The organism is Streptomyces sp. NPDC049879, from assembly GCF_044461265.1.
GTDB lineage: Bacteria > Actinomycetota > Actinomycetes > Streptomycetales > Streptomycetaceae > Streptomyces.
This window is the reverse complement of the sequence record NZ_JBITKT010000004.1, coordinates 116,483-137,229: the sequence shown is the minus strand read 5'-3', so window position 1 is coordinate 137,229 and position 20,747 is coordinate 116,483. Positions and strand designations below refer to the sequence as shown.

At 72.9% G+C, this 20,747-nt stretch carries 24 protein-coding genes; 10 read left to right on the top strand and 14 right to left on the bottom strand.

The features are described from left to right. Positions 1 to 4 precede the first annotated feature (4 nt). Both ACIBPC_RS15460 and ACIBPC_RS15455 read right to left on the bottom strand, forming a co-directional pair. Positions 5 to 691, bottom strand: a complete 687-nt coding sequence (locus ACIBPC_RS15460) for an SDR family NAD(P)-dependent oxidoreductase (protein WP_398844655.1) — start codon at positions 689 to 691, stop codon at positions 5 to 7. A gap of 49 nt (positions 692 to 740) precedes the next feature. Continuing rightward, positions 741 to 1,133, bottom strand: coding sequence for an ester cyclase (locus ACIBPC_RS15455; protein ID WP_398844652.1), 393 nt, complete (start codon positions 1,131 to 1,133; stop codon positions 741 to 743). Positions 1,134 to 1,594: 461 nt separating this feature from the next. Here ACIBPC_RS15455 and ACIBPC_RS15450 point away from each other — a divergent pair, with 461 nt between their 5' ends. Next, complete coding sequence (locus ACIBPC_RS15450; protein ID WP_398844650.1) at positions 1,595 to 2,275, top strand: TetR/AcrR family transcriptional regulator; 681 nt, start codon at positions 1,595 to 1,597, stop codon at positions 2,273 to 2,275. Positions 2,276 to 2,296: 21 nt separating this feature from the next. On the opposite strand, the gene ACIBPC_RS15445 is transcribed toward ACIBPC_RS15450, so the two are convergent. The 4 genes from ACIBPC_RS15445 to ACIBPC_RS15430 form a co-directional block, all read right to left on the bottom strand. Next, positions 2,297 to 2,497 (bottom strand): DUF397 domain-containing protein, encoded by a 201-nt coding sequence (locus ACIBPC_RS15445; RefSeq protein WP_398844647.1) that lies wholly within the window; start codon positions 2,495 to 2,497, stop codon positions 2,297 to 2,299. Between the two features lie 145 nt (positions 2,498 to 2,642). Then, positions 2,643 to 2,843 carry a DUF397 domain-containing protein gene (locus ACIBPC_RS15440; protein WP_398844645.1) on the bottom strand — a complete coding sequence of 67 codons (201 nt, stop codon included), beginning with the start codon at positions 2,841 to 2,843 and terminating at the stop codon, positions 2,643 to 2,645. A 25-nt stretch (positions 2,844 to 2,868) separates the two neighbouring features. Beyond that, the gene (locus ACIBPC_RS15435) at positions 2,869 to 3,093 is read right to left on the bottom strand and encodes a DUF397 domain-containing protein (protein WP_398844642.1); all 225 of its coding nucleotides are present in this window, start codon (positions 3,091 to 3,093) and stop codon (positions 2,869 to 2,871) included. Between the two features lie 153 nt (positions 3,094 to 3,246). Beyond that, entirely contained in the window at positions 3,247 to 4,104 is an 858-nt protein-coding gene (locus tag ACIBPC_RS15430) for a helix-turn-helix transcriptional regulator (RefSeq protein WP_398844641.1), read from the bottom strand. 206 nt (positions 4,105 to 4,310) lie between these two features. Here ACIBPC_RS15430 and ACIBPC_RS15425 point away from each other — a divergent pair, with 206 nt between their 5' ends. From ACIBPC_RS15425 to ACIBPC_RS15415, 3 genes are all read left to right on the top strand, one after another. After that, positions 4,311 to 4,745 carry an ATP-binding protein gene (locus ACIBPC_RS15425; protein WP_398844638.1) on the top strand — a complete coding sequence of 145 codons (435 nt, stop codon included), beginning with the start codon at positions 4,311 to 4,313 and terminating at the stop codon, positions 4,743 to 4,745. Beyond that, positions 4,742 to 4,888 (top strand): hypothetical protein, encoded by a 147-nt coding sequence (locus ACIBPC_RS15420; RefSeq protein WP_362962453.1) that lies wholly within the window; start codon positions 4,742 to 4,744, stop codon positions 4,886 to 4,888. Before ACIBPC_RS15425 ends, ACIBPC_RS15420 begins: the two co-directional genes overlap by 4 nt. Positions 4,889 to 5,251: 363 nt before the next feature. Beyond that, positions 5,252 to 5,518 carry a hypothetical protein gene (locus ACIBPC_RS15415; RefSeq protein ID WP_398844634.1) on the top strand — a complete coding sequence of 89 codons (267 nt, stop codon included), beginning with the start codon at positions 5,252 to 5,254 and terminating at the stop codon, positions 5,516 to 5,518. 57 nt (positions 5,519 to 5,575) lie between these two features. Here ACIBPC_RS15415 and ACIBPC_RS15410 read toward each other — a convergent pair whose 3' ends face one another. Together ACIBPC_RS15410 and ACIBPC_RS15405 are read right to left on the bottom strand one after the other, a co-directional pair. Continuing rightward, the gene (locus ACIBPC_RS15410; protein WP_398844633.1) at positions 5,576 to 6,703 is read right to left on the bottom strand and encodes a Gfo/Idh/MocA family protein; all 1,128 of its coding nucleotides are present in this window, start codon (positions 6,701 to 6,703) and stop codon (positions 5,576 to 5,578) included. Further along, positions 6,700 to 7,449 carry a sugar phosphate isomerase/epimerase family protein gene (locus tag ACIBPC_RS15405; protein WP_398844630.1) on the bottom strand — a complete coding sequence of 250 codons (750 nt, stop codon included), beginning with the start codon at positions 7,447 to 7,449 and terminating at the stop codon, positions 6,700 to 6,702. Before ACIBPC_RS15405 ends, ACIBPC_RS15410 begins: the two co-directional genes overlap by 4 nt. A gap of 173 nt (positions 7,450 to 7,622) precedes the next feature. Between ACIBPC_RS15405 and ACIBPC_RS15400 the strand changes: the two genes are divergently transcribed. After that, positions 7,623 to 8,132: a hypothetical protein gene (locus ACIBPC_RS15400; protein ID WP_398844628.1), complete on the top strand. Its 510-nt coding sequence runs from the start codon at positions 7,623 to 7,625 to the stop codon at positions 8,130 to 8,132. Between the two features lie 30 nt (positions 8,133 to 8,162). On the opposite strand, the gene ACIBPC_RS15395 is transcribed toward ACIBPC_RS15400, so the two are convergent. Continuing rightward, the gene (locus ACIBPC_RS15395; RefSeq protein WP_398844625.1) at positions 8,163 to 9,458 is read right to left on the bottom strand and encodes a GNAT family N-acetyltransferase; all 1,296 of its coding nucleotides are present in this window, start codon (positions 9,456 to 9,458) and stop codon (positions 8,163 to 8,165) included. A 468-nt stretch (positions 9,459 to 9,926) separates the two neighbouring features. On the opposite strand from ACIBPC_RS15395, the gene ACIBPC_RS15390 reads away from it, so the two are divergent. The 3 genes from ACIBPC_RS15390 to ACIBPC_RS15380 all read left to right on the top strand — a co-directional run bounded on the left by ACIBPC_RS15390 (position 9,927) and on the right by ACIBPC_RS15380 (position 11,109). Then, positions 9,927 to 10,697 carry an SDR family NAD(P)-dependent oxidoreductase gene (locus ACIBPC_RS15390; RefSeq protein ID WP_398844622.1) on the top strand — a complete coding sequence of 257 codons (771 nt, stop codon included), beginning with the start codon at positions 9,927 to 9,929 and terminating at the stop codon, positions 10,695 to 10,697. A gap of 64 nt (positions 10,698 to 10,761) precedes the next feature. Next, positions 10,762 to 10,929, top strand: coding sequence for a hypothetical protein (locus ACIBPC_RS15385; RefSeq protein ID WP_398844619.1), 168 nt, complete (start codon positions 10,762 to 10,764; stop codon positions 10,927 to 10,929). Between the two features lie 21 nt (positions 10,930 to 10,950). Then, positions 10,951 to 11,109, top strand: coding sequence for a hypothetical protein (locus ACIBPC_RS15380; RefSeq protein WP_398844616.1), 159 nt, complete (start codon positions 10,951 to 10,953; stop codon positions 11,107 to 11,109). A 27-nt stretch (positions 11,110 to 11,136) separates the two neighbouring features. Here the strand turns inward: ACIBPC_RS15380 and ACIBPC_RS15375 are convergent, their stop codons facing one another. Further along, positions 11,137 to 11,484: a hypothetical protein gene (locus tag ACIBPC_RS15375; protein WP_398844613.1), complete on the bottom strand. Its 348-nt coding sequence runs from the start codon at positions 11,482 to 11,484 to the stop codon at positions 11,137 to 11,139. Between the two features lie 119 nt (positions 11,485 to 11,603). Then, positions 11,604 to 14,648: an FAD-binding and (Fe-S)-binding domain-containing protein gene (locus tag ACIBPC_RS15370; RefSeq protein WP_398844610.1), complete on the bottom strand. Its 3,045-nt coding sequence runs from the start codon at positions 14,646 to 14,648 to the stop codon at positions 11,604 to 11,606. A 296-nt stretch (positions 14,649 to 14,944) separates the two neighbouring features. On the opposite strand from ACIBPC_RS15370, the gene ACIBPC_RS15365 reads away from it, so the two are divergent. Together ACIBPC_RS15365 and ACIBPC_RS15360 are read left to right on the top strand one after the other, a co-directional pair. Further along, a complete protein-coding gene (locus ACIBPC_RS15365) occupies positions 14,945 to 15,556 on the top strand; it encodes a DUF6328 family protein (RefSeq protein ID WP_398844609.1) in 612 nt (203 codons plus the stop codon). A gap of 93 nt (positions 15,557 to 15,649) precedes the next feature. Beyond that, positions 15,650 to 17,023 carry an NAD(P)/FAD-dependent oxidoreductase gene (locus tag ACIBPC_RS15360; protein ID WP_362962435.1) on the top strand — a complete coding sequence of 458 codons (1,374 nt, stop codon included), beginning with the start codon at positions 15,650 to 15,652 and terminating at the stop codon, positions 17,021 to 17,023. Between the two features lie 19 nt (positions 17,024 to 17,042). Here the strand turns inward: ACIBPC_RS15360 and ACIBPC_RS15355 are convergent, their stop codons facing one another. The 3 genes from ACIBPC_RS15355 to ACIBPC_RS15345 form a co-directional block, all read right to left on the bottom strand. Beyond that, on the bottom strand, positions 17,043 to 17,459 hold the full coding sequence (locus tag ACIBPC_RS15355; protein WP_398844606.1) for a CBS domain-containing protein: 417 nt from the start codon (positions 17,457 to 17,459) through the stop codon (positions 17,043 to 17,045). A gap of 74 nt (positions 17,460 to 17,533) precedes the next feature. Next, positions 17,534 to 19,657: a catalase gene (locus ACIBPC_RS15350; RefSeq protein ID WP_398844603.1), complete on the bottom strand. Its 2,124-nt coding sequence runs from the start codon at positions 19,655 to 19,657 to the stop codon at positions 17,534 to 17,536. Positions 19,658 to 19,794: 137 nt separating this feature from the next. Continuing rightward, entirely contained in the window at positions 19,795 to 20,715 is a 921-nt protein-coding gene (locus ACIBPC_RS15345; protein WP_398844600.1) for a polysaccharide pyruvyl transferase family protein, read from the bottom strand. Positions 20,716 to 20,747 lie beyond the last annotated feature (32 nt).

Genomic DNA, 20,747 nt, shown 5'->3' with positions numbered 1-20,747 from the left:
GTGGCTACCAGTCCAGGTGGCCGGACTCGTCCTGGAGCGTGCCGGTCGGGCCGTCCGCGCCCAGCGTCGCCAGGCGTACGACGGTCCTGGCGCTCTCCTCCGGCGAGCGGCCGCCGTCCATGGCCGCGGTCATGTCGGTGGCGGTGAAGCCCGGCTCCACCGCGTTGAACTTGATGCCCGGATGGGCCTTGGCGTACTGGACCGTGAGCATCGTGGCCGCCGACTTGGACGCGGCGTAGAGCATGGGCGTCAGGTGGTACTCGACCCGGTCCGGGTTGTTGACCGCCCAGAACGAACCCATGCTGCTGGAGACGGTCACCACGGTGGGGTTCGCGGACGCGCGCAGCAGCGGGAGCGCCGCCTCCGTGACGCGTACGATCCCCACCGCGTTGGTGTCGAAGACCCGCAGGGCGGTGGGGCCGTCGGTGGCCTCGGCCTCCAGGATGCCCGCGTTGTGCACCAGGACGTCGAGACGGCCCTCGGCCGAACCGACCGTCGCCAGCGCCTCGTTGACCGACGCGTCGTCGGTCACGTCGAGCCGGACGAACCGCGCGCCGAGCGCCGCGGCGGCCTTCGCGCCGCGTTCCGTGTCACGGGCGCCGATCCAGACGGTGTGGCCCAGCTCCAGCAACTGCCTGGCTGTCTCGTACCCGATGCCCTTGTTGGCGCCGGTGATCAGTGCGACGGTCATGATCGTCCTCTCGGATGGTGAGTCTGCGGCTGGTGTGTCTGCGGCGGGGTCAGCGGGTCAGCTGCCGGAGCAGCCCGGCCGCGTCGTGGAGGGCCGTCATGTGCACGAACCGCCCGTCGCGCACCCGGTAGATGGCGTACTCGGTGATCTCGAACGAGGCGCCGGTCGGCGCCACGCCTAGCCATTCCTTCGCGGGCGTACCGGTGTTGACCAGGCGCGCGGCCAGGCGGTCGCCGTCGAGGAGGAGTTCCTTCAACTCCCAGTGCAGGTCCGGGACCGCGTCGACGTCGTGCTTCTGGACGGCGATGACGTCGTCCCGGGTGACCGGCTCGCCGTTCAGCGTGGGCCGGTCGGCGATGAACTCGTCCATGTGGTCGAACTCGTGGGCGTTCAGCGCCGCGATGTAGCGCAGGTAGAACGCGCGCGGATCGGTGTCGGACATCGGGTGCCCCTCCTGTGCGGCAGCCGCGGCGCTCGGTGCGCCGCCGGAGTGGCCAACCCGGGCCCGCCGACATCTATTCCGATCGGTACAGAAGTTTTCCCTGTTCCACTGCGCGCGTTGCCGACCGCCACCGGCACGGCGGCCGGATCGACAGAAACGAAGAACAGCGCGCCCGCAGAACCCAGCCCGCCGATCCGGGCCGCCGTACACCTCCCCTGATCGCGTCGGCACGAGACGTGCGCGGACGAGCAGCGACAGCAGCAGGACCGGCCCCCGCCCCACCGCCCGCGGGACGCCCAGCTGTCCGGCGGCGGTGTCGAGCGTCACGACGACCGGGCATGCGCGAGGCAGCCCGGCGAACGCCCGCGATGTCAACGCGCGCCGGGACGCCCGACCATGCCGCCGGCTCCTCGCGGCTCACCGGCGCGGCCCGCTGTACCACGCGATGTATCGTCGGCGGCATGTTGGTGTGGGAGCGGCCGGAGCCGCCGGACCGGCCGGTACCGGCCCCGCTGAGCCGCGAGCGGATCGTACGGGCGGCGATCCGCCTCGCCGACGCCGACGGCCTGACGGCGGTGTCGCTGCGCAAGGTGGCCGCCGTGCTGGAGGTCGGGCCGATGCGGCTGTACGGCTACATCGCCACCAAGGAAGAATTGCTCGAACTGATGGTGGACGCCGTCTACGCCGAGATCCGCCCCACCGGCGACGGCTGGCGCGAGGCGCTGCGCTCCCTCGCCGAGGCGACCCGCCGGGCCGCGCACCGGCACGAGTGGTTCGCCGACCTGGTCGGCGGACGGCCGCAGCTCGGACCGAACACCCTGGCCACCGGGAACGCCGTCGTGGCCGCGATGGACGGCGTCGACGTGGACACCATCGTGCCGGCGACGGCGGCCGTCAACGCGTACGTGGTCGGCGCGGTGCGCCGGGAGATCGCCGAACGCCGCGCCGAACGGGCCACCGGAACCGACAAGGAGCAGTGGCAGGCGGCGCTGGGCCCCTACCTGGAACGGACCCTCGCGACGGGCCGCTTCCCCGCACTGGAAAGAGTCATCCGCGACGGCCCCCACCCGACCCCCGACGAAACCTTCGACTCCGGCCTCGCCCTCCTCCTCGACGGCATCGCGACCCGCATCGAGAGGTGACACCGCCACGGGCCCGAACCGTCAACGGGCTCGGAACGAGCCATCCCGCAAGGCAACGGTGAACGCGCCCCACCCGTGGACTCCGACCGCGACCACGGGCCCGTCGCGGTCCTTCGAGTCGCGAAGGTCGATGCCGTCATGGGTACGACGGCGCGCCTGGACGCACTCGCCGTTCTGGGCGCTGTAGCTGCTCGTGAACCAGGCTGAGCCGGTTGCCCGCATCGCTTGGTCACCCTTCCCGCAGGGATCAGGACGGCGTGATTCTCCCCAACCCGGCGGGTAGATAGGCGGATTCTGCTGCCGAGCCTTGCCGGTCAGGTCTCTGCGGCTGAGCCCGTGCCGCCGTATGGGGCACGGGCCCGGACCGTCAGTGTGCCGGAAAGGCGTCGTCACGCAGTGCGGTGCTGAACGCCGCCCAGCTGTGGGCACCGAACGCGACCACTGGACCGTTGCGGTCTTTGGAGTCGCGGAGGTCCATACTGTCCTGGACGCGGTAGCGCGCTTTGACGCAGTCACCGTTCGGGCCGCTGTAGCTACTCGTGAACCAGGCTGAGCCGGTTGCCCGCATCGTGTGGACCCCTCTGGTACGGAAGTCAGGGAAGCAGCAGGTTGCTCTGGCCGTTCTGGACTCCGCCGGTGAAGGCGCGGTAGTCGTCTTCGGAGAGGACGAGTACGGCCGCCTCCGGGTTGCCTACGTCCTTCGAATCGCGAAGGGCCACGACACCGCCGACGAAGGCGACTTCGAGGCAGTTGTTGGTCCCGTCGCTCAGTTCGCTCTTGACCCACCTGGCGTTGGTGAGATCGACGTTGCTGATCATCCTCTTCCGATCCTTGGCTGAGTATGCGTAGAGCCAGATTCGCTATCCATCCTGCGAACCGGCCGTCACCTGCTGTTTTGCGTATCGTCTCACGTCTCGCCGTGGGCGGTCTCTGAGTTGAAGTTGGTCCCGTAGCTTTTGGCTTAGTGTGGCTTACTTGCCATCTGTGGCGATAAGAGCGCCAAGAAAACGACGTGACCGTTCTGCTGACCAGGCGACCTCGCGGAGCCGTGTGAAGCCGGCGCTGTAGGGCGCGATGTCCAGGTCTTCTTCCATGTATGCGATACGGGTCATCGTTCCCACGGTCACCACAGGGTCACCCGCGTCGAACGAGAACATCGTGAACTGGCCGTCCACGCCGGGGTGGGCACCTGCTTCGGTGGGTACGACCCGGAAATCGACATTCGTCAGTTCGTCCACCGTCGCGGCCAGCGAGATCAACTGGCGTTTGAGGATGTCGTGATCGCCGATCGGACGGCGAAGCGCGGCTTCTTCCACCACACACCGCACATGCAACGGATTCTCGCGGCGAAGGACCTGCTGTCGCTCCATGCGTAGCTCGACGAAGCTGCGTACCTGCCGTGCGGTGTGCCAGATGACGCCCCCGGAGATGAGCGCATGCGCGTACTCGGCAGTCTGGAACAGGCCGGGGACCACTTGCGCGGTGTAAATATCTGCCTCGGTGGCAACCTCCTCCAGCTCCAGATAGCCCGCGAAATCGTCGCCCTCCGCGTTCGAGGATTGGTGGAGCAGTGTGCTCCGACGATTGCTCGAAGCGAGGGCGGCGAGGCGACGGATCTCCGCAGCTTTCGCCTCGGGTAGCTCGTAGGGCTGGAGGTACGCCTCAAGCCGGTCCTCGGGGATCGCCCCCTTGCCCAGTTCGACGCGGCTGAGCGTCGGCACGGAGACCCCGATGGCCTCGGCTGCCTCGCCGAGCGTGAGCCCTGCGCGTTTCCTGAGGTCGCGTAGGGCGAGTCCCAGCCTCCGTCGCAGGAGGTTGGGTTGGGCCATAAAGGATCACCGCCTTCCGGTCGTTGACTCTACAGGCGACCCGAACCTGAGATCGAGCGTGAAAATTCTCGTGAGACTTGCTTGGAGACGTTACATGGCGCCATGCTGGTTGTGTCACGGAGCCCATACGTTGGGTTGCCGTCGAGTGCAACTGCCGTGCCCGGCTGGGTGATGCGGGCAGGTCGAAGAGCGCCCTTGGAGGTGTCATGACGATTCCGGCCCAGTCCGCCGAGAAGCAGCACTACGCGTACGTATGGGACATACTCGCTGACGCCCGAGGGATCGAGACTTGGCGATGGACGCTGGTGTTGGTGCTTCGGTCCTGGGGGGCCTCTTCGGCTGCCGTCGAGGTCGCGCGCCTGGGACTGTCGGAACTGCTCGCGAACGTCCTTCGGCATGTCGATGACCCGCACTGTCGTCTGTCGGCGGTCGTGCGTGACGGGCGGGTGACGGTTCGGGTGTCGGATCGGTCCGTGTTCCTGCCGGTGGTGACGGAACCGGAGTGGGATGCCGAGTCCGGGCGGGGGCTGTGGCTGCTCAAGACCATGTGCCGTGACTTCGGGTGCAGTCCCGAAGTGGACGGTAAGTGCGTCTGGTTCGTGGTCGATCTCGATCCTGTGGAAGGCGAGGCGGCCGCATGATCCGGGGGTTGCGGCGCGTCGGGTTCGTGGTGGGGCTCGTGTCGGTGCTCGGCGGCGGGCTGTGGCTGGGGGCCGTGCTGCTGATCCTGTGGGTCAGCAGGGTGATCGGTTCGCACGACGACGGCGGGCAGGGTGACACGTGAACGAGTGGTTCGTCGGGGCCTGTTGGCTCTGGTGCGGGCACCGCGTCACCCTTGTCGCCCGCGTCGGCACGGTGACCAGCGGCGCACCCGCGCTCGAAGCGCCGCTGTACGCCTGCGGGCCCTGCGTCGAGCGCCTGCACAACGCCGTCACCGACCACGCCCACGCCGCAGCGCACCTGCCCGTTGACGCGGAGGGTCACGACGTCCCCCTCTACGCCGCACCCGGCACGCCCCACCCCCCACCATCCGCCCCCGTCCCGGCGGGCGGCCCCGCGGACCCGTCACGCTGCTCGGCCGCCGCTGGCAGCGCCACCTCGACGGGGACGACCAGGACCCCGCCATACCGAGACCCCGGAGGACAGGATGGGACACGCGTGGAGACGGACGGCGACGGCCGCCGTGCTCGGCCTGGTATCGGGCTACGCCGCCGCCCACGTCGTACGGCGCACGGGACGCGTCGCGTCGGTGATCGCCCTCGGCGAGGACCCGAACCCCACGTCGCGGCGGCCGCAGCCGGCCGGAGCCTGGCCCGACGAGCTGCACGCCGTACGCCTCGTGCTGCCCGACGAGTTCGACCTCGCCCGGCGGATCCTCCACGACAGCGACGGCGACGGCGACACGGCGGACTGAACGACGGGCGGGCCCGGGGGAGTCGATCCCCCGGGCCCGCCCGCGTACGACCCGAGGTCAGAGCAGCGTCGCCGCCGCCGGGTCCCAGTCCAGCGGCAGCGGTTCCGGCGCGACCGGCTCGCCGAGCCGGGGCGACGCCGGGGCACCGGGCCGCCGGAACTCCCCGCTCTCCACCGACTCCGAGATCGCCGCCATTGTCTTGAGGACGTGCAGCGCCAGCGTCCCCGACGCCCGGTGCGGCTCGCCGGAACGCAGCGCCCGCGCCATCTCCACGACACCGATGCCGCGCCCCGCCGACGACCCCTCGACCGGGAGGTCCTCCCAGTCGTCCGCGCCGTTCGGCCGCAGCTTCAGCGGGCCCTCGAACATGTTGGGGTCGGGCACGGACAGCGTGCCCTCGCTGCCGGTGATCTCGATGACCGTGCGCGGCACCGACGAGTCGAAGCTGAACGTCGAGTTGGCGCGCGGCCCCGACGCGAACTCCAGCAGCGCGCTGACGTGCGTCGGCACGTTCACCGGGAACTCCTGGCCCGCCTTCGGCCCCGAGCCGACGACCCGCGTCGCCCGCCCCCGCGCCGCCGTCGCCGCCACGCCCGTGACCGGGCCGAACAGCGCGACCAGCGCCGTCAGGTAGTAGGGCCCGATGTCGAACAGCGGCCCGCCGCCCGGCTGGTAGAAGAACGCCGGGTCCGGGTGCCAGCCCTCAGGGCCGAGGCTCTGGGTGGCCGTCCACGCGGAGACCGGCGTGCCGATCTTCCCCGCCCGCACCGCACGCAGCGCCGACTGGATGCCCGCGCCGAGGAACGTGTCCGGCGCGTTGCCGACCAGCAGGCCCAGTTCGGCCGCCTCGGCGAGCACCTTCTCGCCCTCCGCCGGGGTGGCGGTGAGCGGCTTCTCGCCGTACACGTGCTTCCCGGCGCGCAGCGCGGCCAGCGCGACCTCGGCGTGCGCGACGGGCACCGTCAGGTTGATGACCAGCTCGACCTCGGGGACGGCCAGGGCGTCGTCCACACCGCCCGACACCGGCACGCCGTACTCCTCGGCGGCGATCGCCGCCCGCGCCGGGTCGATGTCGGCGACCGCCAGGACGTCGACGTCGGCGAAGCCGGAGAGGCTTTTCAGGTACTGGCCGCTGATGTTGCCCGCGCCGATGAGCGCGACGCCGACCGGCCCGCTGCCGGTCACGCGGCCTCACCCAGACCCGCGAGGTACGCGCGGCTGTCGCGCAGACCGTCGAACACGTCGGTGGCGCAGGCGTCGAACTCCACGACGCGCCACGCGTCCGGCGCGGCGGCCAGGATCTCCGGCACGGCGATGGCACCCGAGCCGACCGCGACGTTCGGCTCGTCCTTCACGGCGGGCCCGTCCTTCACGTGCAGCGCGTGGACGCGGCTGCCGAGGCCGCGCAGCAGACGCGGCACGTCCGCGCCGCCGACCGCCGCCCAGTACGTGTCCACCTCCAGCACGACGCGCGGGTCCAGGTGGTCGGCGAGGATCTCCAGCGCGTGGCGGCCGTCGATCACCGGCTCGATCTCCCACCAGTGATTGTGGTAGCCGAGCGTGAGGTCGTGCGAAGCGGCCTTGTCGGCCAGGCCGTTGAGCGTGTCGGCGGCGCGGCGTATGCCGTCGAGGTGGGTGAAGTCCTCCTGCGGTATGCCCGCCGGGACGATCGCCAGGCCGGAGCCGAGCGTCGCCACGGCGTCGAAGACGGCGGCCGGGTCGCCGTCCTGGACGAGCTGGACGGCGTGCGTGCCGGGCACGGTCAGCCCCAGGCCGTCCGCGACGCGGCGGAAGCCCTCGGGGTCGTCGGTCGGAGCGAACGGCTCCACGGCGGTGAACCCGAGCGCGGCGACCCGCGCGAGAGTGCCGTCACGGTCGGCCGCCAGTGCGTCGCGGAGGGTCCAGAGCTGAACGCCCAGTGGTGGTGCCATGGTTGTGCTGCCTCCGAAGAAGTTCTGTCGTACGGCTCAAGAGAAGCTAATCGGACTTATTGGTGCGTGGCAACGGTCTCCCTCCGGCACCATCCCCGCAGCCCAGGCGCCGCATGCGGACCGGCGCGAGTTCCGGAACAGCGGCCGGTCCGGCGTGGCCGCATACTCCCCGCATGGTTCCTCCTCCTGCGGTCTCCCGGCGGTTCCGGGACCCGCGCAGCACCGAGTACGAGTTCATCGGCCTGATCCTCGTACGGTGCCCCCGGTGCGAGGCGGCCGCCCGCGTCGTCCCGGCGCCCGGGGACTCCAGGCCGGGGGGACCGGTCCTGTTCAGGCCGCGACGCCTGGTCTGCCGCCGTTGCGGACTGTCACGGAGGTGGAACGGCCGCGTCGTCACGCTCTCTCCCGGCACGGTCCGCGCGGCGACGGACCCGTACTTCGGGCTGCCGCTGTGGCTGCAGACCGGGACGCGGCACGGGTGGGTGTGGGCGTACAACTTCGAACACCTCGACCTCGTCCGCCGTTTCGTCCAGGCGTCGGTGCGCGAACGGGCGCCCTGGTACGACACCGGGCAGCGGATGACACTGGTGGCCCGCCTCCCGGCGTGGATCAAGCGGGCGAAGAACCGGGACGAGGTCCTGCGTGCCGTCCGCCGCATCCAGTCCTCGTCGGTCGCCGCCTGACAGTCCCCCCGCCGGAGTGCGGGAGCCGGCTCAGAATGCGAACGAGTTGTGCGGTTCGGGGTCGGAGCGGAACAGCCGGGCCAGCTTCCGGATCGCGCCGTCCGTGTGCGGGGTGACGCGGCCCGCGTACGCCAGGTCGTGCGCCGACATGCCGCCGAGGTAGAGCGAGCTGAGCGCCGGGACGGTGAGGGTCAGGTCCGGGGCGCGGTCGGTGGCGGCGCACGTCGCCGAGTCGCCGTCCGTGCGCAGGAGCCACGTCCCGTTGTTGGCCGGGCACATCCGGTCGTCGTCGAGGGTGAACGCCAGCGCGTCGGCGGTGTCGTACGCGCGCCGGGTGAGGGCGCGGGGGGCGTCGAGGAGGCGTGCCCAGAGGTTGTCGGACTGGCGGGTGACGCGCATCGCGCGGGGGTTGGTGAGCATCCAGCGCAGGGGCTCGTCGCGGGGGCGGCCGGGCGCGACGACGGTCCTGGTGAGGTCGAAGTCCAGCAGGACGTTCCAGAGGGCGCGGTAGGCGGCGGGGTTCGCCGCCTCCAGGGCCTCCACGACGAGCGTGCCCGCGTCGGCGGCCGTCCGGGCCCATGGCAGGCGGTAGTGGGCGATGCCGTCCGCCTCGCCGTGCCGGTCGCGGTGGACGAGGTACCGCAGCGGTCCGTCCGCGCCGTTCGGCTCGTCGGAGAGCTTGTCCCAGTGGCCTGGCAGGGGGGAGAGTTCGCCGACGCGGGAGGCGCGTACCGCCGCGTGGACCCTGGGCCAGACCTCTTTCGCCCGTGCCGCGTCGGCCAGTTCGAGCGTGCCCGGGTCGGGTGGGGCGGGGAGGAGCGCGGCCTGGTGGCGGTCCAGCTCCCAGCGCGTGCGGTAGGTCGCCGGTGAGAAGCCGTACCGGCCGTAGATGCCGCCCTCGCTGGCGCTGAGCATCGCCAGCGGCTCGCCGCGTTCGAGGGCCGCGTCGAACATGGCCTGCATCATCCGCCGCAGGTGACCGCGTCTGCGGTGCGTGGCGATCACGGCGGTGGCGGTGACACCGGCCATCGCGACCGTGCCGCCGCCGGGGACCGTCACGTCGAAGGAGAGGGTGGCGGAGGCGCCCACGCACGCGCCGTCGGCGAACGCCGCGACCGGGTGGAACTCCGGCCTGCGGATGTCGGTCTCCGCCCACTCGCGCAGCTGGGCGGCGGTCGCGGGGGTGCGGGGCGGTGGCCAGGGCTCGGGACCGCCGTGCCAGGCGGCGTCGGCCGGCTCCCAGTGGGGGAGCCCGTTCGCGAAGGGCAGGGCCCGGTAGTACGCGGGCATCTCGTCGGGCCGTGGCGGGCGGATCTCGGTGGCCATGACAGCCATTGCGCACACAACCGGCGCCTGCGGACAACCGATTACTCCCCGCCGGACCCGGGGTCCCGGTGGGAGCTTCCCGCCCGCCGTCGGCCGCTGCCGCGAGCCGCTGCGTCGGCGGTGCCCGCGTACCGGACGGTCGGCGGGCCGTGTCCACTTTCGTCCGAGACCGAAGTCGTGGCGCAGTGGACTTTGGGTGGTAGTGGGCGGTCATCGGCGTCCGTACCGTCGTTTCCATGGACGGAGCGACGAGCGGCAGCGGAACCGCCGCCCTGGCGGCGGGGGCAGTGATCGGCGGGCTTGGCGGGACTATTTTTGACCGGACGTTCTCGATACGCGTACAGTTCTCGACCAGGCCAGGGCTGATGTTCCGGCCTGGTGTGAGCCGAGTCTGTGCGCCGAGAGGTGAGGTGCGTCCCGGCTTACTTGGCTGATCGGTCTAGAAAAATGTGCGGATGGAGCAGTGCCATGACAGCAGGGAAGCCGGACACGACGGACGGGCGTTTCGGGGGGAAGGTCGTCCTGGTCACCGGCGGGGCGGGTGCCATCGGGCGGGTCACCGCGCGGCGGTTCGCCGCCGAGGGGGCCACGGTCGTCCTGGCGGGCCGCGACAAGGCACGTCTCACGGAGGCGGCGGAGGAGATAGGCGCCGACTGGGTGGCGGCCGACGTCACCGACGCCCGCGACGCGGCGGCCATGGTCGACACGGTGACCGCGCGGCACGGCGGCCTGCACGTCGCGTTCAACAACGCGGGCGTCTTCCCCACCCCCGGCCCGCTGGCCGACATGGACCCGGACACGTGGTCGGCGGCCGTCGACATCAACCTGACCGGCGTCTTCCTGTCCATGAAGTACGAGATAGCGCACATGCGGCGCAGCGGCGGCGGCGTGATCGTCAACATGGCCTCCAACATCGGCGCCCACACGCGCCTGCCCGGCATGGCCGCCTACGCCGCGACCAAGGCCGCCGTGTCCACCCTGACCAGGGCGGCGGCCCGCGACCACGCGGCGGACAACGTGCGGATCAACGCCGTCAGCCCCGGCGCCGTGGACACCCCGATGTCCTTCCGGCCGGGCGAGACGACCGCCGAGCGCGACGCCCGGATCGCCACGGCCGTCCCCGCCGGGCGCGTCGCCGAGCCGGACGAGATAGCGGCGGCCGTGTTGTGGCTCGCGTCGGCCGAGGCGCCGATCGTCCTGGGCGCCGACCTGGTCCTGGACGGCGCGGCCAGCGCCTGACGGGCCGTGGGGGCGGGCGGGACGCGCGGTGCCTCGCGCGGGCCCCCGATGCATCAGGGGCGGAGTGGCCGAAGAGCGCGCCGGAGGCGTGGGGGAGGGGCTGGTCGCCATGTGGTGGGGGCTCATCGTCGAAGAGCAGCGGGGGTCGGACCGGGGGGATGTCGCGACAGTGCTGGAGCACATCTACGGCACCTGCGAGGAGGCGATGGCGCGTCTTGAGGCACTGGCCTGAGCGGATAAGCCGAGGCGCCCGTTGACCTCCTCGCTCACCAGGCTCTTCCGGACCGCCGAGGGATTCCTGCTGGTCAACCAGGGGACCATGCGGAGCTACGGCTCCCGCTTCTCCGCCGTCGAGCTGCTGTACGACAGCGACGTGGCGAAGCAGGCGGGGTGGGACGCGGGCCGCCAGTGACGCCCGGCGCGCGGGGCGCGCGCGGCCTCAGTTGAGCAGGCGCGGCAGGAACGCCGGGTGGTCGAAGGGGCTCTGGACCAGCGTCCTGTCCAGCGGCGGCGCGCCGCGCGCGACGTGCCGTCCGCCGTAGCAGGCCATGCACGCCTCCGACCGCACCGCGTCGAGACCGCCCAGGCCGCCGAAGGAGAAGACGTCCGCCGTCGAGCCGTGGCAGCCGCGCGTCGCGCAGGGGCAGTTGGCGCGGATCTCGGCGCCGCCCGGCAGCAGCGCCGGGACCCAGCCGCAGCGGACGCAGGGGAACAGGAAGTTGCCGTCCGGCGAGAAGCAGACGGAGATGGCCCCCGGGGTCTCGCATTCCGGGCACGTGCGCGCCATGGCCTCTCCACCGCTCGGTGCTCAGGGAGTCCGCACCGTAACAAAGACCGTGCACCGGTCATTTCGGCTTTCCCCGGGGACTGGTACGGCGAATTTCTGTACGAATCGCGGTGCGCCCGTCAGCGCGCCGGGCGGCGCGTGGCGCGCAGGACGAACGACAGCGCCGCCGCCGCGCCCACCACCGCCGCCACCGGCAGCAGCGCCCGTACCTCCGGCGCCGCCGGGCGTTCCGCCGCCACCGGCTCCCCGCGCAGCGCGGCGGCGAGCACCTCCGCGACATGCAGCGGCGGCGCGTGCCCCGTACCCGCCTGCTCGACCTGCGTCCGGCAGCTGAACCCGTCGGCCAGCACCAGCGTCTCCCCGTCCGCCTCCCGCACGGCGGGCAGCAGCCCGGCCTCCGCGCACGCCATCGACACCTCGTAGTGCCCCCGCTCGAAGCCGAAGTCGCCCGCCAGGCCGCAGCAGCCCGCGTCGAGCACGTCGGCGTCCACGCCGGCCCGGCGCAGGAGTTCGCGGTCCGCGTCGAAGCCCAGCACGGCGTACTGGTGGCAGTGCCGCTGCACGATCGCCCGCGCGTCCACCGCAGGCGGCTGCCAGTCCGCCGCACGCTCGCCCAGCAGCTCGGCGAACGTCCGCGTCCGCTCGCACAGCAGCCGCGCGTCCGGGTCGTCCGGCAGCAGCTCGGCCGCCTGCGAACGGAAGACCGCCGTACAGCTCGGTTCGAGGCCCACCACCGGTACGCCGCGCCGCAGGTCGTCCCGCAGCACGTCCACCGTGCGCGCCAGCACGCGCCGCGCCACGTCCAGCTGCCCCGTGGAGATCCACGTCAGCCCGCAGCAGACCGCCGCCTCCGGCACCTTCACCCGGAACCCGGCCGCCTCCAGCACCTCCACCGCCGCCCGCCCCACCGCCGGGTGGAAGTGCTCCGTGAACGTGTCCGGCCACACCACCACCTCGCCCCGCCGCCCGTCCCCCCGCGCCCCGCCCCGCGCCCACCACCACGCCGTGAACCGCTCCGGCGCGAACACAGGGATGTCCCGCTCCGGCGCGATCCCGCCCGCCGCCTTCGCCACACGCGCCAGCACCGGCACGGCGGCCAGCGCGTTCACGACACGCGGCGCCAGCCCCGCCACCCGCGCCACCGCCGGGAGCCAGCCCATCGAGTAGTGCGCCAGCGGCCGAAGCCGCCCCGCGTAGTGGTGGTGCAGGAACTCCGCCTTGTACGTCGCCATGTCGACACCGACCGGGCAGTCCGCCTTGCACCCCTTGCACGCCAGGCACAGGTCGAGCGCGTCCCGCACCTCGGGCGAACGCCAGCCGCCGTCCACCGGCGAGCCGTTCCGCACCATCTCGAACAGCAGCCGCGCCCTGCCGCGCGTCGAGTGCTCCTCCTCGCGCGTCGCCCGGTAGCTCGGGCACATCACCCCGCCCCGCGACGAACGGCACCGCCCCACCCCGACGCAGCGCAGCGCCGCGTGGCTGAAGTTCCCGTCGTCGTCCGCGTACGCGAAGACCACCTCCGGCTCCCACGGCCGGTAGTCAGCACCGAGCCGCAGGTACGCGTCCAGCGGGTCCGGCACGACGACCTTCCCCGGGTTCATCCGCCCGCGCGGGTCGAAGAGCGTCTTCAGCCGCTCGAACGCCCCGACCAGCTCCGCCCCGTACATCCGCCCCAGCAGCTCGCCGCGCGACTGCCCGTCGCCGTGCTCGCCCGACAGCGAGCCGCCCAGCTCCACGACGAGGTCGGCCGCCCGTTCCACGAACGCCCGCATCCGCGCGATGCCCTGCTCCGACGTCAGGTCGAACGGGATGCGGTTGTGCACGCAGCCCTGCCCGAAGTGCCCGTAGACGGACGGCCGCCCGTACCCGAACTCCTCCCACAGCACCGCCACCCCCCGCAGGTAGTCGCCGAGCCGCTCGGGCGGCAGCGCCGCGTCCTCCCAGCCCTCCCACGCGTCCGGGCGCCCCGGCGCGTGCGCGGTGGCGCCGAGGGCGGACTCGCGCACGAGCATCAGCTCGTCCATGTGCCGCCGGTCGGTGTACCAGGTGTGCTCCACGCCGTCCGGCAGTCCCGCGACCAGCGCCCGCGCCTTGTCGGCCGTCTCCTCCTCCGACTCGCCCGCCAGGACCGCCATCAGGTACGCCGAGCCGCCCGGCAGCAGCGCGAGCGCCTCCGGGTGCAGGTGCTCGCGGCGCTCGGCGACGACCAGTTCGTGGTCCACGCCCTCCAGCGCGTGCGGCTCGTGCCGCAGCAGCGCGGGAACGTGGTCGGCCGCCGCCGCGATGTCGGCGAAGCCCATGACGACGAGCGACGTGTGCGCCGGCACCGGGACCAGCTCCAGCTCGGCCCGCAGGACCGTCACCAGCGTGGACTCCGAGCCCGTCAGCAGCCCGGCGACGTCGAAGCCGTGCTCGGGCAGCAGCGAGTCGAGGTTGTAGCCCGACACGCGCCGCGGGATGCGGGGGAAGCGCTCGCGCACGGCGTCCGCGTACCGGTCGCGCAGCGCGGCGAGGCTCCGGTAGATCTCCGCCTCGCGGCCCTCGCCCGCCGCGAGGCGCGCCAGCTCCTCGTCCGCGGTGCGGCCGACCCACAGGCGCAGGCCGTCGTAGGTGAGGACTTCGAGGCGGTGCAGGTTGTCGACGACCTTGCCGTACGCCTGGGCGGTGGAGCCGCAGGAGTTGTTGCCGATCATGCCGCCGATGGTGCAGGTCGCGTGCGTGGCGGGCCGGGGGCCGTACTGGAGGCCGTACGGGGCCAGCTGCCGGTTCAGGTCGTCCAGGACGATGCCGGGCTCGACGACGCAGCGCCGCGCCTCGGGGTCGAGCGACAGGACGCGGTTGCAGTACCGGCTCCAGTCGAGGACCACGGCCGCGTTGCAGCACTCGCCCGCCAGGCTCGTCCCGCCGCCACGGGACAGCAGCGGCGCGTCGAACTCCCGGCACACCGCCACCGCCTCCACGGCCGCCTCGGGACTGCGCGGCAGCACCACGCCGTACGGGACGCGCCGGTAGTTCGACGCGTCCGTGGCGTACGCCGCGCGCGTGCCGCTGTCGAACCTGACGTCGCCGTCCACCCGCCGCCGCAGGGCCTTCTCCAGCGCGCGCACGTCCGGCGCGGGCGCGGGGCGGCGTACGGCGGGCATCGGCAGGTCGATCGGGTCCACGGGTCCTCCGGGCGGGCGCGGCGTGGCGGGCGGGGGACGGCCGCGAGTCCCCTGCGCCGACCGCCCGAAACCGGGCCGCGCGCCCCCTCACCCGCCCGGCGGCGCCCCCGGCGCGGTCCCCGCGCGGCCCCGGTTTCGCGGGGGAGGGCCGGGGCAGCAGAAGGTGCGTGCCGTGGACCGCGCGCACATCGGCGCCCGGCGCGCCGGGCGGTGAAGAAACGTTCCGCCGCCCCGCCGGGCACACCAGGCATCCACCCGCACCCGCTCGTGCCTGCCCGGAGAAGGAGAGACGGCCCATGCACGATGACGCCATGGACGGCAGAAACAGCAGTGAAGGCAGCGACAGCGGCGGCGCCCGTGACGGCAGACCGGACCGGCATGCCCACCACGTGTCCGCGCTGCGCGACGAGACCCCCATGGAACGCGCCGACCGCAACTTCGCGGAACTCCTCCAGGAACTGCGCGTCATGCAGACCGGCGTCCAGATGCTCTTCGCCTTCCTGCTCACCCTCGCGTTCAGCGCCCGCTTCCCCGACCTCGACACCGCCCAGCGCGTGATGTACGTCGTCACACTGCTGCTCGCGCTCGTCGCGACCGTGATGTTCACCGGCCCCGCCGCGATGCACCGCCAGCTCTTCGGCCTCGGCGCCAAACGCACCATCGTGGACACCTCCTCCCGCCTCGCGGGCGTGGGGCTCGCCGCCCTCGGCCTGTCGCTCACCGGCGCGCTCCTGCTGGTCGTGGACGTGGTCTTCGGCCGCCCCGCGGGCATCGCCGTGGGGGCGAGCGCACTCGCGCTCTGCCTGGTCATCTGGGTCGCGCTCCCGCAGCACCTGCGGCGCAACGCGGGCCCCGGCCCGTACGCCTCGCACGCCGAGACGGACAGCGACAGAGGTGACGGCCGCTGACACCGCTCCCCGCACGTCCCCCCGGGTAGCGCCGGACAAACGGGGTACTCGGCGTGTTTCAACACGAAGGCAACGCGCTGAGGAGGCGGAGGCATGAGCCGCTCGCGAGTGGTGATCGTCGGAGCGGGGTTCGCCGGTTACCAGACCGCCAGGACCCTGGCCCGCCGCGCCCGCAACAAGCTGGACATCGTCCTGCTGAACCCCACCGACTACTTCCTCTACCTGCCCCTGCTCCCGCAGGTCGCCGCCGGAATCCTGGAACCCCGGCGGGTCACCGTGTCCCTCACGGGGACCCTGCCGGGCGTACGCCTGGTGCTCGGCGAGGCGCACGGCGTGGACCTCGACGCCCGGCGCGTGCACTACACCGACCCGGAGGACGGCGAGGGCGAGCTGTCGTACGACACGCTGGTCCTGTCCGTCGGCAGCGTCAGCCGCCTCCTGCCGATCCCCGGCGTCGCCGAGCACGCGCGCGGCTTCCGCGGCCTGCCCGAGGCGCTGTACCTGCGCGACCACATCGTCCGGCAGCTGGAGCTGGCCTCCGCCGCGAAGGACCCGGCCGAGGCGCGCGCCCGCAGCACGTTCGTCGTCGTCGGCGCCGGCTACACGGGGACGGAGCTGGCGGCGCACGGCGCGATGTTCGCCGACTCGCTGGCGCGCCGCAAGGACGGCCGCCGCGCCGTCAAGCCGCGCTGGACGCTGCTCGACATCGCGCCGCGCGTGCTGCCCGAGCTGGACGAACGCCTCTCCCGCACCGCCGACCGCGTGCTGCGGCAGCGCGGCGTGGACGTGCGGATGGAGACGTCGGTGAAGGAGGCGAGGCCCGACGGCATCGTCCTCACCGACGACTCGGAGATGGACACGCGCACGCTGATCTGGTGCGTCGGCGTCCGCCCCGACCCGCTGGTCGCCGACGTGGGCCTGCCCACCGAACGGGGCCGGGTGTGCGTGGACAAGTACCTGAACGTGCCGGGCCACCCCGAGGTCTTCGCCTGCGGCGACGCGGCGGCCGTGCCCGACCTGACGAAGCCGCCGGGCGCGTTCACCCCCATGACCGCCCAGCACGCCTGGCGGCACGGGAAGACGGCGGCGCGCAACGTCGCCGCGCGCTACGGGATGGGCGAGCGCCGCCCGTACGTCCACCACGACAAGGGCTTCGTCGTGGACCTCGGCGGCTTCCAGGCGGCGGCCGACCCGCTGCACATCAACCTCTCCGGGCCGCTCGCCGGCGCGGTCACGCGCGGCTACCACCTCTTCGCGATGCCGAGCAACCGGCTGCGCGTCGCCGCCGACTGGCTCCTCGAAGCGGCCCAGCCGCGCCAGGCGGTGCAGCTGGGCATGGTGCGCTCCGGCTCCGTGCCCATCGACTCGGCCAGCCCCGAGCTGGCACGGGTCTTCCGGGACGAGCGGTCCGGCAGGCAGGCGGCGGGCGAGGACGCGGGGGAGGACCCGGGGCGGCACGCGGCCTGACCCGCCCGCGGCCCGCCGGTCAGAAGCCCGGCGGGCCCACGCCGGTCACGCCCACCACGCCCACCATGCCGACCACCACGTCCCCGTCCACCACCGGCAGCCGCCGCACCGCCGCCGCCCGCAGCAGCCGCACCGCGACGGAGATCTCGTCGTCGGGCGACAGGGCCGGCGGATCGGGCGTGCAGACGGCATGGCACATCACCAGCAGCGGATCGAGCCCCTCCGCGACCGCGCGCACCGCGATGTCCCGGTCCGTCAGCATGCCGAGCAGCACCCCGTCCTGCGCGACGAGGACCTCGCCGACACCCTGGTCCCGCATCAGCCGCGCCGCCTCGACCAGCGACGCGTCCGGGCGCAGGGCCGTCACCGCCGGGGTCATCACGTCGGCGACACGGACGGGCCCGCCGCGCCCCGTTCCGTACGCGTGTCCATCCATGCGCACCGCCCCTTCCCCCGGGGCGGTACCCGGGGGAAGGGGCGGCATGCCCGGCGCGCGCCGGGGCCGTGTCCTCAGGCGGGGACGGCGTCCACGTCGCGGTCCCAGTGGCGGTGGTACGCGAGCACCTCGGTGAACGTCTGCGCCACCTCCGTCGGCCCCGCACCCGAACCCGCCGTCACCACGCCGTGGTCGTCCACCACGCCGTCGCCGTCACCGGCGAGCCGTACGCCCGGCAGCCGCAGCGACCGCAGCAGCTCCACGCCCGCGCCGACCGCCGCGATGCTCTTGGCGTGCGCGAACGCCTCGCTGACGTAGTGCACCGCCCTGCCCAGCGCCGCCAGCGTCCGCACGCTCTCCTCGCCGCCCGGGACCACCACGCCGTCGTAGAGCGTGGACGCCATGGTGGTCAGCGCCCTGTCCACCGCGACCACGGTCCCGTCACCCGCCGCCCGGACCTCGCCCGCGCGCGGCGCCAGCACCTCGGGCACCGCCCCGGCCGCGGTGAGGGTGTCGCGCAGCGCGGCCACGTCCGCCTCCGACACACCGTCCGCGACGAGGATCGCCACCTTGCGCGTCACCACAGAACCGCCCTGGCCATGCGCCATGCTGAGCGCCGGGGACGTACGGCCGTGGTTGGGGATGGCGGGCCCCGCGGGGGGCGTCAGGCCCAGGCCCTCGGCGACGCGGGACGCCAGCACGTTGTCGATGTGGTTGAGCTGCTCGATCGTGCGCTCGCGGATCGCGACGGTGTCGACCTTGCCCAGCTCGAAGCGGTACGCGGCGACGATGTGGTCCTTCTCCCAGTCGGCCATGCTGTTCCAGAACAGCGTCGCCTGGCTGTAGTGGTCGTGGAAACTGTCGCTGCGCTTGCGGATCTTGACGCCGTCCACCCGCTCCTGGAAGTGGACGTACGCGCCGGTGTCCGCCGTCGCCACGCCGGGGCAGCCGCCGCTGAGGGAGTTGGGCGCGTACGCCGTGCGGTCGGGGTGGATACGGTGCTGGCCGTAGCCGTCGCGCTGGTTGTTGTGCACGGGCGCGACGGGGCGGTTGACGGGCAGCTGCTGGAAGTTGGGGCCGCCGAGGCGGATCAGCTGCGTGTCGAGGTAGGAGAAGTTGCGGCCCTGGAGCAGCGGGTCGTTGGTGAAGTCGATGCCGGGCACGACGTGCGCCGTGTGGAACGCGATCTGCTCGGTCTCGGCGAAGAAGTTGTCCGGGTTGCGGTCCAGCGTCATCCGGCCGACCGGCCGCACCGGCACGATCTCCTCGGGGATGATCTTCGTCGCGTCCAGCAGGTCGAAGTCGAACGAGAACTCGTCCTTCTCGTCCACCAGCTGCACGCCCAGCTCCCACTCGGGGAAGTCGCCGGCCTCGATGGCCTCCCACAGGTCCCGCCGGTTGAAGTCCGGGTCCTGGCCGCCGATCTTCTGGCACTCGTCCCACACGAGCGAGTGCACGCCGAGCAGCGGGCGCCAGTGGAACTTGACGAACGTCCCCTTGCCGCGCGCGTCCACGAAGCGGAAGGTGTGGACGCCGAAGCCCTGCATCATCCGGTAGCTGCGCGGCAGGGCGCGGTCGGACATCGTCCACAGCACCATGTGCATCGACTCGGGCTGGAGCGAGACGAAGTCCCAGAACGTGTCGTGCGCCGACTGGGCCTGGGGGATCTCGTTGTCCGGCTCGGGCTTCACCGCGTGGACGAAGTCGGGGAACTTGATGGCGTCCTGGATGAAGAACACCGGCATGTTGTTGCCGACCAGGTCGTAGTTCCCCTCGCGGGTGTAGAACTTCGTCGCGAAACCGCGCACGTCCCGCACCGTGTCGGCCGAACCGCGCGAGCCCGCCACCGTCGAGAAGCGCACGAAGACCGGCGTGCTGCGGTCCGGGTCCTGGAGGAAGTCGGCCTTCGTCCACTCGGCCATGGACTCGTACGGCCGGAAGTGCCCGTACGCCCCGGCGCCCCGGGCGTGGACCACGCGCTCCGGGATGCGCTCGTGGTCGAAATGGGTGATCTTCTCCCGGAAGTGGAAGTCCTCCATCAGCGTCGGGCCGCGCTCGCCCGCGCTGAGGGAGTTGTCGGTGTCGTGCAGCCGGGTGCCGGTGTTGGTCGTCAGGTACGCGTCCGCCCCGCTGTCGCGCAGCGGGTCGAGGTGTTCCTGCTTCTCCGGGATCGGGCCGTGCTTGTCCTGCGGGGACATCTGCGTCCTGTGTCCTTCCCTGTCGGGGCGGGCGGGGGCGCCCTCCCGCCCACCCTGCCCGACAAGGGCAAACCTCTCAAACATGCCACTTAGGATTTTTCGGGCGGGATGTGGCCGGGGTGCGGCCGGGTGGCGGCTCAGGCGGCGTCCGCCGGGTGCGCCGCGTCCCGCAGGTCCCACGACAGGTCGTCCGCCGGGTCGGACGCGGCGGTCAGCCACCGCCCCCGCATCCCGGCCACCGCGCGCCCCCGCTCCAGACACCAGCCGAGCCACGCGTCCAGCCGCCGTTCGTCCAGCCGCTCCGCCGGGATCAGCGCGGGCCAGCCGCAGGCCCGCGCCTGCGCAGTCACCTTCGCGCCGCCGCGCACCGGGTCCACCGCGATGGGCGGCACCCCGACGCGCAGCGCCAGCACCAGACCGTGCAGCCGGTCGGTCACCACGACGTCGAGCCGTTCCAGCACCGACAGCAGCTCCGACGGCGTGCCGCACAGCCGCCCGTCGCGCGAGTCGAGGCGCGTCTCGACCACGACGGGCGCGCAGCGCGTGCCCGCCAGCCAGTCCGTCACCCGCCGCGCCACCTCGTCGTGCGCCCGCCGCCCGCCGTACTCGCGCTGCCCCTGCGTCAGCACCACGCCGACCACCGGCGCCTCCGGCTCGCGCGGCGCGCGCAGCGACAGGTCCTGCGTCGGCGCGCGCCCGGCCGCGTCACGGGCGAGGACGCTGTGGAAACCGGTCACCGCCGGGTCGTCCGGATCGATCACCGACGTGCCGACGGCGATGCGGTGGCAGTGCGCGAACCGCTCGTGCAGCGCGGCGAGCGCCGGACCGTGCAGCGGGCCGCAGACGAAGATCAGCCGCGCGTAGTCCTCCGGCCGCGCCGCCTCCAGCGACAGGCCGCCGGGGCGGAAGCGCGGGCTCCACGCGACGTCGTACGGCACGCCCCGCGCGTCGAGGACCTCGCACACGCGCGACAGCGCCAGGACGTCCCCGGCCGTCGCCTCGCCGTCCACCAGGCTGAACCAGCCGGTCACGAGGGTGTGTCCGCCTTCACTCAGCATCGGCCCCGGGTCCCCGGCCCGCGGCACGCCAA